General features: G+C 35.3%; 11 protein-coding genes. 10 read left to right on the top strand and 1 reads right to left on the bottom strand.

The window, feature by feature from the left end; all coding sequences use genetic code 11:
• The first annotated feature begins 94 nt into the window (after positions 1-94).
• The 9 genes from ACNSTQ_RS14830 (at position 95) to ACNSTQ_RS14790 (ending at position 13,591) form a co-directional block, all read left to right on the top strand.
• Positions 95-1,897 (top strand): LuxR C-terminal-related transcriptional regulator, encoded by a 1,803-nt coding sequence (locus ACNSTQ_RS14830; protein WP_418200594.1) that lies wholly within the window; start codon positions 95-97, stop codon positions 1,895-1,897.
• Positions 1,898-2,416: 519 nt separating this feature from the next.
• The gene (locus ACNSTQ_RS14825) at positions 2,417-2,848 is read left to right on the top strand and encodes a chemotaxis protein CheW (RefSeq protein WP_418200593.1); all 432 of its coding nucleotides are present in this window, start codon (positions 2,417-2,419) and stop codon (positions 2,846-2,848) included.
• A gap of 11 nt (positions 2,849-2,859) precedes the next feature.
• Positions 2,860-5,517 carry a chemotaxis protein CheW gene (locus tag ACNSTQ_RS14820; protein WP_418200592.1) on the top strand — a complete coding sequence of 886 codons (2,658 nt, stop codon included), beginning with the start codon at positions 2,860-2,862 and terminating at the stop codon, positions 5,515-5,517.
• A 24-nt stretch (positions 5,518-5,541) separates the two neighbouring features.
• Complete coding sequence (locus ACNSTQ_RS14815) at positions 5,542-8,586, top strand: methyl-accepting chemotaxis protein (protein ID WP_418200591.1); 3,045 nt, start codon at positions 5,542-5,544, stop codon at positions 8,584-8,586.
• A gap of 114 nt (positions 8,587-8,700) precedes the next feature.
• Positions 8,701-9,501 (top strand): CheR family methyltransferase, encoded by an 801-nt coding sequence (locus ACNSTQ_RS14810; RefSeq protein WP_418200590.1) that lies wholly within the window; start codon positions 8,701-8,703, stop codon positions 9,499-9,501.
• Positions 9,502-9,505: 4 nt separating this feature from the next.
• The gene (gene cheB, locus ACNSTQ_RS14805) at positions 9,506-10,558 is read left to right on the top strand and encodes a chemotaxis-specific protein-glutamate methyltransferase CheB (RefSeq protein ID WP_418200589.1); all 1,053 of its coding nucleotides are present in this window, start codon (positions 9,506-9,508) and stop codon (positions 10,556-10,558) included.
• Positions 10,559-10,568: 10 nt separating this feature from the next.
• Positions 10,569-10,913 carry an STAS domain-containing protein gene (locus ACNSTQ_RS14800; protein ID WP_418200588.1) on the top strand — a complete coding sequence of 115 codons (345 nt, stop codon included), beginning with the start codon at positions 10,569-10,571 and terminating at the stop codon, positions 10,911-10,913.
• Positions 10,914-10,941: 28 nt separating this feature from the next.
• Entirely contained in the window at positions 10,942-13,191 is a 2,250-nt protein-coding gene (locus ACNSTQ_RS14795) for an EAL domain-containing protein (protein ID WP_418200587.1), read from the top strand.
• Positions 13,172-13,591 (top strand): ATP-binding protein, encoded by a 420-nt coding sequence (locus tag ACNSTQ_RS14790; protein ID WP_418200586.1) that lies wholly within the window; start codon positions 13,172-13,174, stop codon positions 13,589-13,591. Before ACNSTQ_RS14795 ends, ACNSTQ_RS14790 begins: the two co-directional genes overlap by 20 nt.
• Before the next feature lie 106 nt (positions 13,592-13,697).
• On the opposite strand, the gene ACNSTQ_RS14785 is transcribed toward ACNSTQ_RS14790, so the two are convergent.
• Positions 13,698-14,165 carry a VOC family protein gene (locus ACNSTQ_RS14785; RefSeq protein WP_418200585.1) on the bottom strand — a complete coding sequence of 156 codons (468 nt, stop codon included), beginning with the start codon at positions 14,163-14,165 and terminating at the stop codon, positions 13,698-13,700.
• A 213-nt stretch (positions 14,166-14,378) separates the two neighbouring features.
• Here ACNSTQ_RS14785 and ACNSTQ_RS14780 point away from each other — a divergent pair, with 213 nt between their 5' ends.
• Positions 14,379-14,771 carry a spore germination protein GerW family protein gene (locus ACNSTQ_RS14780; RefSeq protein ID WP_418200584.1) on the top strand — a complete coding sequence of 131 codons (393 nt, stop codon included), beginning with the start codon at positions 14,379-14,381 and terminating at the stop codon, positions 14,769-14,771.
• The last annotated feature ends 122 nt before the right edge of the window (positions 14,772-14,893 follow it).

The following is a 14,893-nucleotide window of genomic DNA, read 5'->3' as shown; positions in this document are numbered from 1 at the left end:
TAATATTGTAACTTAATTAATAGTTTATTATACTTTATTATTGATTTCATTAGAATAATAGAAGTGAATACTTTTTGGGGGGAGAAACCGAAAATTGAAATATATTCCAAACCTTGTACAGGAACTTCAAGGGATGACTAGCCAACATTTAAAATTATCAATTGCAATAACAGATAACCAAGGCGAATTAATGGTATCCCCAACCCATATTGGAAACATGTCAGTAGAAATCTTAAATGATCAAGATGTAAGCTTTGGTGAAATAATTAAGAGGTTTGATAAAAATGAACAAACGATCGTTTTTGATGCTTTTAATGAAAAGTATCTAGGTATGAAGTTTTTTCTCGTTCCAATAACTAATAATAGGGTAACCTCTCATTTCATTTGGTCCGGGCCATTTGTGGAAAGTGAAAGCACAAAAGATTTGATAGAGAATAGAAATAGAAAATTGGGGTTGTCCGTAAAAAAAATTCAGGGTTTTATTAACAATCTTAGTATCATTGATTCTAAAAGTGTGAATGAATACATTGATCAGCTACAAAAATTAGCTATTTTTGTAGGAGATTTTTTTTACACGAAATTTAATAAAGAAATTGAAGGAAAGTTACATCAATTAAATAATGAGATCGATCAGCTGTCTGAAGACGAAGGTAGTGTAATCCCGGTACTACTTACTAAAATTTTTCAAACATATAATAGTAATCCAAATCAAGTGAAAAAAACAGAGATCGTGTTTATTGGATATGCAGATAAAAAACAGAATTCTATCTATGAAATTGAACATATAGTTGGAGCGGGTGCAACATATTTAATAGGTAATCAATTTTTTGTTGGTGAAGGATTTTTAGGACAATCCATAGTATTAAGGGAAAGTATGCAGTGGCATAATATTAAAAATGATCCAAGACTATCTTTCTTTGGTGACCGAGGGTTGGATATTGATCATTTATTTAGCTTTCCAATTATGTATAAGGAAGAAGTCTATGGAGTGATTTTTGGTTCTTGTAAAGAATTGTTCCCATGGAGTGACCATTATATTCATCATGCTAGTCTAATTGCAAATAAAATAGGTAAAAGATTATATATTAAAGAATTAAAAAGGGAAAAAAACAATACAAAACTAAAACTCGATATTCATAAACAAGTTTTACAAATTTTAATGCATAAAAGGTCCAAAAAAGCAACATTATATATAATTATAGATATGTTACGAGATTATACTCGATCAATAGATTTAAGTTTAATTTATACGAATAATCACGAGACTAAAATTATTTCGCGAGGCATTTTTTCTAATCAAGACCACCTTCTGGAACTTTTCACCAAGTATATAAAAACTGACCTTTCATCAGTTCGTCTAAACTTATATAACCTTGTTAGTGCAGGGAAAAACAAAATTATAGAGATACCCATTGTGAAGAAAGGAAACGTATATGCTTTATTAGTAGCTCATGTAGAGAGCGAGAAGCGCGACAAGTTGGAATTACTTCACTTTTGTAGTGATATCATAAGTGAAATCTTCTCTCATTCAGAGTTCTTTAATGAAGAAGTTCAGTCCTCTACCAATACAGGAGATTATTCCTATACCGAGACTGCTTCTAGTACTGCATTACTAGATCCTAAATTATCAGTTCAACAACAAGGGGTTTTAAAAGAAGAAAATCTTACCAAAGTTTCTAACATTAAAACGGTAATAGAGGATTTATCCCTAACAAAAAGAGAGAAAGAAGTATTATATTTAGTATTAGAAGGACTCAATAACCAAGAAGTAGCGGAAACTTTAGTCATCAGTATTCATACAGTAAAAAATCACTTAACAAACATCTTTCAAAAATTAAACGTTCAGGATCGCTCACAAGCTTTTGCTTTAATATACCGTCTCAAATACAAACAATAGTAATAGGTTAAAAATATAATATAAAAAGGCCTCTTTTCTAAAAGATTGTTGCTGTTAGCTATTGGACCGTTAACCAAGCGAAAGCTTGGTTCTCACGCTTTAGCGTGAGGCTTTTTAACATAAATCAGCCAGATGGACAAATGAATTTGTCCATCTGGCTGATTTATGTTAATAAAACGGTCCAATAGCAACAAAGTTTACGAAAACAGCCTATAAAAAATAGAATATGAAAAGCTAGCTCTTAAGTACTAGTTTTTCAGTTACTACTAATGATGTTTTATTAGAGTGATTGAGAAATGAAACTTAATAAAGAGCTAGCTTTTTTATGGGTTAAAGCTATATAAACCCCAATCTACTGTGATATCTATCACTTAAAGTATAGTAGGTTTTAATATAAAAATAGGAAAGATGGTTAGTAGCTTTGATGTTAAATAAAAGAGAAAATAAAAATATACAAAGGACTAATTTACTAGAATGAATTACTTATAAAAATTGGGTGGAATAGAAAGAGGTGGGATTATGAGTGTAACAGCCACTAGGAACCAATATGTAGTTTTCACGATTAACCAACAGTTATTTTCACTTCCGATAAACGAAGTTGTTGAAATTCTTAGACCGCAGACGGTCACGCAAATACCCGGGATTAAACCGCATATTCAAGGTGTGATCAATTTAAGAGGAAAGATTATTCCAGTAGTTAAAATGCTCGGGCAATTGAATTCTGGTGCAAAGGCAAATAAAAAAAATAGAATCGTCATTGTTCAAGGTGATAGTGAAAACATAGGAGTCAAGGTTGATGAAGTAAAAATGGTTACCTATGTTGAACTAGAGAATATCGAACCACCGCCAGGGATGCAGGTCGATGAAGATTTTTTTCACGGTTTTGTTAAATTAGATGGTCAGGTGATCGGAATTTTAAATTTAGAAAAAGTATTATATCCAACCGAGTAGGAGGTGAGAATGTGGAAGGAATAAACATCTCGGAATATATCGGGGTTTTCCTCGATGAAGTTGATGAGCAATTGTTAATTTTGGATCAGCAAATTATCGACCTAGAAAATGATCCAATGAATAGAGAAATTATCAATAATATTTTTAGAGCTGCACATACGTTAAAAGGCTCTTCTGCAGCGATGGGTTTTGATGTGATGAAAGAATTGACTCATCATCTTGAAGGAGTCTTCGATTTAATCCGCAGACAACAGCTGAAAACGTCTAAAGAAATTTTTGATGTCATGTTTCAATCTATTGATGTCATCAAGCAAATAAAAAGCTCAATTATTGAAGGTCGAGGTGAGGATGTAGATATATCATCTTTACTAAAAAAAATAGAAGCAACGAAAGCACAAAAAGTCAGTATTGAAAATCAAGTCAGCATTGAATATGTACTTGATGAGATGAAAGGTGAATTGGCAGCTGAAGAACCTTTAGTCATTGAGTTCGATGAATATCAAAAACACGTATTATATTCAGCACTTAATGATAATTATCTGATTTTTAATATTCACATTCAGCTTCAGAAGAAATCGTTAATGAAATCTGTACGAACCATTTTGCTACATAATAACCTGAAAGAAGTTGGCGAAATTGCGGTTACCTCTCCGCTACGTGAAGAGATTGAAGCGGAAACATTCAATGGAAATGTTATCTTCACCCTTATAACGTTGGAAGAAGAAGGGGCCATCTATAAAGTAATCGATCAGGTTTCTGAAATTGAAAGTGTTAAGGTCATCCCAGTAACGATTGATCAATTAGTAGTAGTGGAGAAAAAAATGATTGACGGAGATGAACTAGTAGAAATCAAAAATACTCTTTCTTCAGAACCGATGGAATTACTTGAAGGGCAGCAAAGTGAAGAAACCGTTAAGACTGATGAAACATTGAAACAAAAATTAAAAATTAACCCAACGGTTCGAGTAGATGTTGATAAATTGGAACACTTGATGAACTTAGTAGGTGAACTCGTTATTGATCAAACGAGATTAGTAGAAGTGAGAAATCGCTTTAGTCGAGTGACAACCGAACATCAGGAAGAAGTAGAGACTTTAACAGAAGTAACGAATCATCTTAATCGTGTCATCGGAGAATTACAAGAAGGAATGATGAAAACGAGGATGTTACCGATTGAACAGCTCTTTAATCGCTTTCCTCGTCTAGTAAGAGACACAGCAAGTATTGTTCAAAAAGAAGTAGACTTTTTGATGGAAGGAAAAGAAACAGAATTAGATCGAACGTTAATCGAGGAAATTAGTGATCCACTCATTCACTTACTTCGTAATTCTATAGATCATGGAATCGAGACACCGGACGAGCGTGAACGTGTTGGGAAACCAAGGAAAGGAAAGGTATTAGTAAAAGCATTTCATCAAGAAAATCATATCGTCATAACGATTACAGACGATGGGCGTGGAATAGATGCCAAAAAGATTAAAGAAACTGCGATCAAAAATGGCACACTTACTGAAGATGAAGCAAGTAAGATGACAGAACGAGATCTAATTTTTCTTATTTTTAAATCAGGTTTATCAACAGTAAAACAAGTCTCGGATATATCTGGTCGAGGGGTTGGCATGGATATTGTCCGCTCGCACATTGAGAAACTAAATGGAATTATAGATATTGAAACAGAAGTTGGCGAAGGTACGACCTTTACCATAAAGCTACCTCTAACCCTAGCAATTATTCGTTCTTTACTCATTGAACTAGGAAAGCGAATTTTCGCTATTCCACTTGTAAACGTCCTAGAAATTATTCGTCTTAATCCAGAAGAAGTGCAATCAGTGAAAGATAAGGAAGTTGCAATCGTCCGTGGAAGTGTGTTGCCGCTTGTACGTATGGATCAAAAATTAGACATCAACCAAGAAAAAACTAGTAATAAATTAAACGAAACAAAACGAATTTTTGTGATCGTTGTTGGAATCGCTAATAAACGGATTGGAATCATTGCTGATCGAACGTTAGGTAACCAAGAAATTGTAATAAAATCTTTAGGTCAATACATTGGCAATCCACCACATATAGCTGGGGCTACGATTATGGGGAATGGTAATGTTGCCCTTATTTTAGATATTGCATCGGTAGTTAATGAAGAAGGGGCTCAAGATAATTTAGCAGATCAGAAGCAAAACCGTAGTGAAGAAAATGAGGAAGATCAACTTGTAACGTTTAAACTAGCTAATGAGGAGTATGGAATTAATATCTCATACGTCAAAGATATAATTTCGATACCGAAAATTACAAAAGTGGTCACTTCTGCTCCGAGTGTCCTAGGAATGATTAATTTACGTGGTAAAGTCATTCCTGTGATTGATTTAAGAAATTACTTTAATTTACCAACGAAGTCTTTCAATAAGAAAACAAGGGTGATTGTTGTCAAGATGAAAGAAACGGAAATTGGTTATTTAGTAGATGAAGTCACTCAAGTTCTAAAAGTGAGTAGAAACAGTTTGGAATTATGTGATGAAAAGAATACGTATGTAAATACCGAGATTATAGAAGGTATTTGTCATTTGGGTGAGCGATTAATTACAGTTCTTGATTTTGAACAATTGATTTTTAGTCAAGAAATTCACCAACTTACAAATGAAAAGCTGGATGAAATTGCAGCACAACTAAACTAGCAGTTATTTAGGAGGAATTCATATATGTTTGGGAAAGCTAGATTAATAAATAAATTGAAAGATGCATCTACTGCAACAAGATCGGTAGAAGAAAAAGTAGATAGTTTAACAGAAACGACACGACAAGTTGTTATAGGAGTAAAAGAGCAGTCAGCGACGATCGAGTCAACAACTTCGATGATGAACAATTTAAACCGTTCAGTAGAGGGTGTCGTGAAAAATACGGAAAGTCTTCATTCAACAGTTGCAGATACGTTAACAAATTTAAGCGCGACGACAAGAGATATTAAAGATGCGGTAAACAATAGTCAAAGTACTACCGCATCTGTAGAAGAAATATCTGCTGCAATCGAAGAAATGGGCACGCAAATTAAAGGTGTGGCTAAAAATGCAGATAATATGACTGCTTCAACGAAAGACACTTCAGCGTCTATTCAAGAAGTCGCGGCCTCAATTGAACAAGTCGCTGGTAATTCACAGAGTACTGCAAGTTCGGTTGAACAAATTTCTGCCTCGATTGAACAAATGAGTAAGTCTATTACAGATGTTGCTAGTAATGCCGAAAGTTTAACGAAGTCGGCGAAAGAAACGACAGATGCGATTCAAGAAATGGCGGTCTCAATTGAACAAGTCGCTGGAAATGCGCAAAGTACAACTGGTTCTGTCGAAGAAGTGGCCGCTGCGATTGAAGAAATGGGTAGTTCGGTAAAAACGGTTGCCCAAAATGCGGAAGTATTGACGAAGTCTTCTCATGAAAATGCCTCAGCGATACAAGAGATGGCGGCCTCAATTGAGCAAGTAGCTGGAAATGCTCAAAGTACTACGGGCTCTATAGAAGAAATTTCAGCAGCGATTGAAGAAATGGGGAGTCAAGTAAAAGGTGTGGCTCAAAATGCGGAAAGTTTAACGTCATCTTCTAAAGAAGTTAATTCTGCGATACAAGAAATGGCGGCCTCGATTGAGCAAGTAGCTGGAAATGCAAGTAGTACAGCAGCTTCTGTCGAAGAAGTGTCAGCAGCGATGGAAGAGATGGGGAGTCAAGTAAAAGGGATTGCTGGAAATACTGATAGTTTACATCGTTCATCAGAAGAAGTGTCAGCTGCGATACAAGAAATGGCAGCATCAGTTGAACAGGTAGCTGGTAATGCTGCAAGTACAGCAAGTTCTGTAGAACAAGTTTCAGCTTCAATCGAACAAACGAGTAATTCCGTAAAAGCAGTAGCCCAAAATGCGGAAAGCTTAACCGTATCAGCAGTTGATACGTCAGCATCAATACAAGAAATGGCGGCCTCAATTGAACAAGTAGCGCAAAATGTTCAAAACGTCAATCAACTAAGTGTAAAAGTATTTAGTGACGCTAATGATGGAAAGAATGCGGTCCAACAATCCATTTTTGGGATGAAAGAAATCGGTGAAGTGGTACAGCAAGCTTCTGGCGTCATGCAAAATCTAGGAAAAAGCTCAGATGAAATTGGGAGTATTATTGAAGTTATTGATGATATTGCCGAGCAAACGAATTTATTAGCACTAAATGCAGCGATTGAAGCAGCTCGTGCAGGTGAGCATGGGAAGGGGTTTTCAGTTGTAGCAGATGAAGTTCGTAAGCTTGCCGAAAGAACAGCAACAGCTACAAAGGAGATTGCAGGCTTAATTAAAGGAATTCAAGCTGAAACGACAGATGCGATTAAAGCAATTGAAGTTGGTGAACAAAAAGTAGAGCAAGGTAACAAACTCTCTGATCAAGCGAATTCAGCAATAGAAAAAATTGTTGATGGTATTGAGCATATTACAACGGAAATGAGTCAAATTACAACCGCAACTGGGGAGCAAGCTAAGCAAGCACAATCGATTGTAAATTCGGTGGAAAATGTCACAACACAAGCTCGTTTAGTAACTCAAGCGACCAATGAACAAGCTATTGGTGTAGAAGAAATTGTAAAAGGTGTTATAAATGCGAGAGAGCAAGTTCGCCAAATTACAGCAGCTACAACAGAACAAACAAAGCAAGCTCAAGGGATCGTAAAAGCGGTTGGAAGTATGACAGAGCAAGTTGGTCAAGTAACAGTCTCTATTAGAGAGCAAGTCGCTGGAGTTGATGAGATCAACCGTAGTGTTCGCAGTGCAAGAGAACAAGTGTCCCAAATTACCTCAGCGACGAATGAACAAGCAAGGCAAGGTCGAGATATTGTAACATCTGTTGTAAGTATGGATGGACAAATTGAGATTGTTACCCAGTCTGTAAAAGAACAAGCAGTAGGTGTTGAAGAGATTATAAAAGGAATTGTTAGTGTCAGAGAACAAGTCCGCCAAATAGATACGGCAACAGATGAGCAAACAAAACAAGCAGTTAACATCGTAAAATCTGTGGATGACATGACGCATCAAATTTTAATAGTAACTCAATCCGTCAAAGAGCAAGCGTCTGGTGTCGAGGATATTGTTCAATCAACAGCAAGTGCAAAAGAACAAGTTCGTCAAATTTCAGTAGCTACAACCGAGCAAAGTAAGCAAGCTCGAGAAATTGTGAAATCGGTACAAAATGTAACGGAACAAGCGGAGCTTGTGACGACTGCCACGAAAGAACAGGCTGTTGGAATCAAAGAAATTATCTCCGGAATTGTTAATGCAAGAGAGCAAATCAATCAAATTAGTCTAGCGACTGTAGAACAAGCTAAACAAGCAGACACAATTGTACAATCTATCACTAGCATTACAAAGCAATCTGAACATGTTACTGTTGCGACGAAAGAACAAGCGTTAGGTATAGAAGAAATTATTGCTGGTATTAGTAATTCCCGAGATCAATTACGTCAAATTGCTCAAGGTCTAGTAACGATTAATACGAGTACTGAAGGCGTAGTGACATTAATGTCTAATGTATCCCAACAATCTGAAAATGTAACTGATGCAACAAAAGTTCAGCTGAGTGAATTATCGAATGTAACGAATACAATATTGAATATGAAACAAGTGGTGCAACGTAATGGTGATGTGTTAGATGGTCTGCACGCTGCCACACAGGACATACAGCAAAAAACGAAAAACTTATCATACCAGTTACAAGATTAAACTTTACGAAGAGATTTAACGAAAAGGACAAATAACTTCATTTATACGTACATTCCATGGGGAGTAGATATTCCCATGGAATGAGTTTTACTTTTATTGAGAGAGGTTTGAAAGATGAATCAATTTTCTATAAAGCATTTTAGTCAATTAGTGTACCAAAAATGTGGACTGAACTATTTGAACAACTTAGTGGCGTTAGAAAATAAAATTATGAAACGTATCCATGAGCTACAACTAAATTCTTTATGGGAATATTGTAGATACCTTGAAGAACTACCAGCTGAATGGGATCGAGCAGTTGAAATATTAACTATCAATGAAACCTATTTTTATCGAGAAGAAAATCAATTGGTTGAATTAAAAAATGTTGTTTTACCACTTATTAAGCAAAATGGTGGGAAAGTTAGAATATGGAGTGCGGCCTGTTCAACAGGGGAAGAACCCTATACATTAGCAATGATGATTAAAGAAACAGGTTTGTTTCGACCTGATGAATTCGAAATCGTTGCTACGGATATTAATAAGCGGGTAATAGGAGTAGCTAAAAATGGGTTTTATAATAAAGCGTCGCTGTCATTTCGAAGGATACCTGATGAGTTGTTGAAAAAATATTTTGTAAAAGACCCCACTGGTTATACGGTCACAAATGAAATAAAAGAACAGGTGCAATTTAAATACCTAAATTTATTGGATGAGTCCTCGATGAAGGAAATGCTCCACTTTGATGTAATCTTTTGCCGGAACGTTCTTATTTACTTCGATCAAGAAACAATAAAAAAAGTAACGACTAACTTTTTTCACTCACTAAAAAAAGACGGATATTTGTTTTTAGGTCATTCAGAAAACATTTCTACCTTTAATTTAGGATATAAAACGATCAACACTCCGAGCACCTTTTACTATAAAAAGGAGTAATAATATGAAAAAGTATGGAGTACTCGTTGTAGATGACTCAGCTTTTATGCGAAAAGCGATTGGTCAAGTCATTGAACAACATGAAGAGCTATACGTCGTTGGCATAGCTAGAAATGGAAAAGATGCCATTGAAAAAGTAAAAAGATTACAACCAGCCGTTGTCACTTTAGATATAGAAATGCCAGAAATGGACGGACTGGAAGCATTAGAAATTATTATGAATGAATGTCCAGTTCCTGTCGTCATGCTTACGAACGCCTCAGCTGATACAGCTTCTGCGTCTATTACATCAATAGAGCTAGGAGCCGTTGATTTTATTATTAAAGAAAAATTATTTCCTCAAGCCTCTATTGAAACCTTAACCGTTTTTTGGGAAAGTCTTGAGGTTGCCATTTGTTCAAATGTACAGCGAAAAAAACTTCAAACTACTCATGAGGAATTGCCAATTCGATCAGTAAAACGAAAAAACAAACCATTATTATCTGAAAATTTAGACCTTTTAATCATTGGGTGTTCTACAGGGGGACCAGCGGCACTTCAATCCATTCTCCCTTATTTTGAAAACGGATTATCTTTTCCAATCGTTGTTGTTCAGCATATGCCAAAGGGGTTTACAAGACCACTTGCGGAACGCTTTGACTCAATATGTCATCTGATCGTTAAAGAAGCAGAACATGAAGAAGTGCTAGTGCCAGGTACTATTTATATTGCCCCAGCTGGCTTACAAACGACGATTAAAAAGGATGGTCACGAGGCGTTTTTCCACTTAGCTGAAGATGCACCCATTGAAACCTTGTATCATCCGTCTGTTGATGTCACGTTATTATCGGCTTCAAGTATATATAAAGAAAAGCTTTTAACTGTGATTTTAACGGGAATGGGACAAGACGGGTTAATAGGGTGTAAACAAGTAAGAGAAAATCAAGGTAAGATCATTGTAGAATCGGAATCAACTTGTGTCGTATATGGAATGCCGCGAGTCGTATATGAGGCAGGGCTTGCGGATAAACAAGCACCAATTACGAGTATCGTTTCCACTATAAAATCACTAATATAAGGAGCAGGTTATGGGGAATTTTAATCGCATGATTATCAATCGTGTAGAAATTTTAAAATGTGATGGTGAAATCACCTTAAAGAATGGAGACATATTTAAAACGTATATTTATGAGTTAATCAAAGCTGAAACGAATCAATTGTTACTAGATTTAAGCGACGTAGCTTATTTAAATAGTGCAGCTATAGGATATATAGCTGATGCAGTGTTAAAAGCAAGGAGTAAAAACAAGGAGTTAATTGTAGCAGGTCTTCAACCTAATATTCAAGAAATATTTGAAATCACAAAATTGGGTACATTTGTAAAATTATTTAATGATGTCGGTGAAGCTTTGTTAAATTTTAAAGAAGTATAACTCTGTTTTATGAGGGAGGTAAAACTAGGTGAAAATAAAAGTACTAGTCGTAGATGACTCTCTCTTTATGTGTGATTATATAACAACAATGTTATCGACTGACCCGCAAATTGAGGTAGTGGGTCATGCGAGAAGCGGTTTAGAAGCTATAGAAAAAATAGAAGCGCTCACTCCAGATATTATTACTCTTGACCTTGATATGCCCAATATGAACGGATTAGAAACCCTAAAGTATATGAGGAGAAAAAAAACGGTTCCGGCAGCTATTATAGTAAGTGGACTTACGCAGCAAAGTACACATGATGTTCTAGAGGCTTTGCAACTGGGTGCAGATCATTTCTTATTTAAACCTGCAAAAGATTGGGATAGGTTTAAGATGGAGTTAGTTGAACAAGTCAAATTATATGGTAATCAAAAAAAAAGACAACTTTCGCAGGGTAGAAATAGACGGGTGCTCCAATATGAAGTAATGATCAAGGTAATTGCACAGCGTCTCCCGCTCCATGATATTCTTTCCATCATCTCGTGGTTTATTGAAGACCATTGTGATGGTTTATCTTGTTCTATTTATTCATTTCAACAAAGTAATAAATCATTAAAATTAGGTGGAGCCCCAAGTATTACCGACCCGTTGTTTGTACTTGAAGAAATTGCACTCGGAATAGATCGGATTAATGATGAACATTTAGACTTTTTTAATAGTGTACTTCCTGTACACGTTCTTGAACTAATGGGTCCTTTTAGTAAAATCTATCCTGTTGCAAAATTGAATGATTTAAATTATTTTATAATCATTCCTGTTCTTTCTGTTCAGAATGACTTATTAGGAGGGTTAATTTTATTTTCCAAAACGGATACCCTGCAGCAACATTTAGGAAGTTTAAATTCATACAACCAATTAGTCAGAATTGCTATCGAGCATAATAATAATATAAGCAAAGTATATTCGAGTCAGAACCAAATCCAAAAACTAGTTAATTTTGATAGTTTAACAGGATTACCCAATCGGTTCTATTTTCAGCAGAAGATTGAGCAAAGTATGTTAGAAGGTAAACATAAGTTTGGGATATTACACCTTGATATTGATCGCTTTAAGTTAATTAATGATGCATTTGGTCTGCAACAAGGTGATGCTTTGCTGAAGAAAGTAGGGGCTCGTATTCGAGTACTACTTCAAGAAGGAGATTTTATTTGCCGAATGGGTGGAGATGAATTTGTCATTCTCCTCGCTCAAGCAGATGAAAAAAAGTGCAGAAAGGTTGCTCTTGACATTTTAAATGCATTTAAGAAACCATTTTCTTTTACAGGTAATGACTTATATGTAACTTCAAGTATTGGCGGTGCCCTTTATCCTTATCATGGCACGAATTTTAGATCATTAATGAAGAATGCTAGTTTAGCGATGAAAGAAGTGAAAGAAGGAGGAAAAAATAACTTTACATTTTATTCTGCTACCAAAGAGCATTCCCCTAAAGAAATTTTGATATTACAGAATGATTTGCATGTAGCAGTAGAAAAAGGTCAATTTTTAGTGTACTTTCAGCCGAGATACAAGTTAGATACTGGAAAAATCATTGGTGCAGAAGCTTTAATAAGATGGAACCATCCCAAACTTGGGCTATTACCACCTATGAACTTTATTCCACTTGCTGAGGAAACTGGATTAATTATTGATTTAGATCACTGGGTATTAGAACAAGCATGCAAGAAGTTAAGTGAATGGGAACAAAAAGGGTTAGACCTTATTAATATTTCAACTAATATTTCAGTACAACATTTTCAAAGAACGAATTTAGTTGAACAAGTAAGGCATATTATAGAAACGTACAATATTAACGGTAAGAATTTGGAGCTCGAAATAACGGAAAGTATGTTAATGAAAAATGTAGATTATGTAATAGATGAATTAGAGCGGTTAAAAACATTAGATATTAAGATATCTATAGATGACTTTGGGACAGGTTATTCTTCGTTAAGTTATCTCGAACAATTTCCAATAAGCTCTTTAAAAATTGACAAATCCTTTGTTATTAAAATTCAAAATAATACAAATAAAGAAATTGCACACGCCATTATTCAATTAGCCAAAAGTTTAAATCTGCATGTGATTGCTGAAGGTATAGAAACAAAGGAGCATCTAGAATTTTTAATTGCAAGTGGTTGTTCCGAAGGACAAGGTTATTACTTTAGTAAGCCTTTACCAATTGCGGACTTTGAACAGTTACTATTTAAACAACAAAGGGAAGAGGGTAGGGGTTGTGAATATATCGAAGCATAAGGATCAATTCTTCCTCTTTTACCTCGAGGTCAAGAGTGACATCTTAAAAGCAATGGACTTTGTAAAACGCCTTGCTTTAGGGCTGGATTTTAATAGAAAGGAATCATTGCATCTTCAATTAGTAGTAGAAGAATTATGTACAAATGCGTTTGATCACACAGACCGTTATTCTATGAAATTTCTAAAGGTTGAGAAATTAGAAGATCAAAAGGGCATTACGTTAACTTTATACACCGAAGGCGAGCTTTATTCTCTAATCCCACCCAAAGAATCCGAAAATAAAGGTCCAAGAGGAAGAGGACTAAAACTCATTTTATCTTTAGTTGACTTTGCAGAAGTAAAAACCGAAGGGAATTTTATAAAAACACAGTTAGTGAAAAAGAGAAGCCAAGAACATTAATAAGGTATTACCAAAATATCTGCTATCGCCAAAATAAAAGAAAAAATAATACTAGAAAGGTGCGATGTTCAGTTTAAGTGCAACCTCGCTCCTTTCTAGTTAGTCATTAGAATGCATCCTTTTTTATTAGCTTATTCCGCGTACTGAGGTGGACAACCCCAGCATCTTGTTTAGGTTGATCTTCTAGTACTGAAATATATTCTAACGTATTCCCGTCTGGATCTAAGAAGTAATAACAAGCAGACGGCATCCAACCATGTACAACTGGTTCCGTCGTATCAAGTCCAAAAGATGGAATTAAGGAGATCTCCCTTTTTTTGAGAAAATCAGGAACTTGAAGTAATTCTTCAAAGGAAACATGAAAAGCGAAATGGGATTTACGGAAATTTTCTTCAGTCACTTCCCACACCCCAAGCATAAATTCTTTTATAGTCGGACCTCCAACCCAGAAGAAAGCTGCTCTTCTATCATTTAATACACAAGCTAACTCTAGATCTAATTTTTTATAAAAAGCAATCGATCTTTCTAAATTAGTCGATTGAACATGTGTTTCGTATAAGCGTGCATTTTTCATTTATAATTCCTCCTCATATTTTTTCCTATGATTATAGATTACATAAAGTTGAAAACGAGTTAATCAAGAGAAAGATTGAAATATAATTACAACTTTAGGAGGAGAAGCAGATTAAGAGCTTGAATAAAAGTTCATAAAACCGATTTTAATAGCAAGGAAAAATATGTTATTAAAGCGAATTACCTACTATTAATCTATTAGGAGGAACCCTTTATGAACGAAATCAAAGATGAAAAGTCGTCAAGGTATCAAAACCCAATTCGTGGCATGTTTGCAAAGATGAGTGAAGCGGTCCAAACGAAAAAAGTATATGGTGATCCAATTGAATTGGAAGATAAAAAAGTCGTTCCTGTTTCTAAAGTAACCTATTTATTTGGTGGTGGAGGCGGGACTGCCGAAGAAACGAAAGAGGGCTCTAGCCTTGGTGAAGGGGAAGGTGGAGGCGGAACGATGTTGGTTCGGCCTGTAGGGGTATATGAGATTACTAAAAAGAAAACTCGTTTTATTCCAACGGTAGATTTATCTGCTTTGTTCCTATTAGTGGGATCTGTAGTCTTTCTATTTTCTATATTAGGGCGGAAAAATAAAAGGACAAAAGAAAAATAAAGTATTGACAGTAACAAATTGGTCGAAACGCATCGGTTTCTGGTAAGGAAAACCAATGCGTTTTCTTTATGGAGATATTGAATTAACAGCCCCCTATTGTCCTTAATTATTAAAAAGAAGGC

The organism is Alkalihalobacterium sp. APHAB7 (genome assembly GCF_048323755.1).
GTDB lineage: Bacteria > Bacillota > Bacilli > Bacillales > Bacillaceae_F > Alkalihalobacterium.
This window is presented reverse-complemented; position numbering and strand designations above follow the sequence as displayed.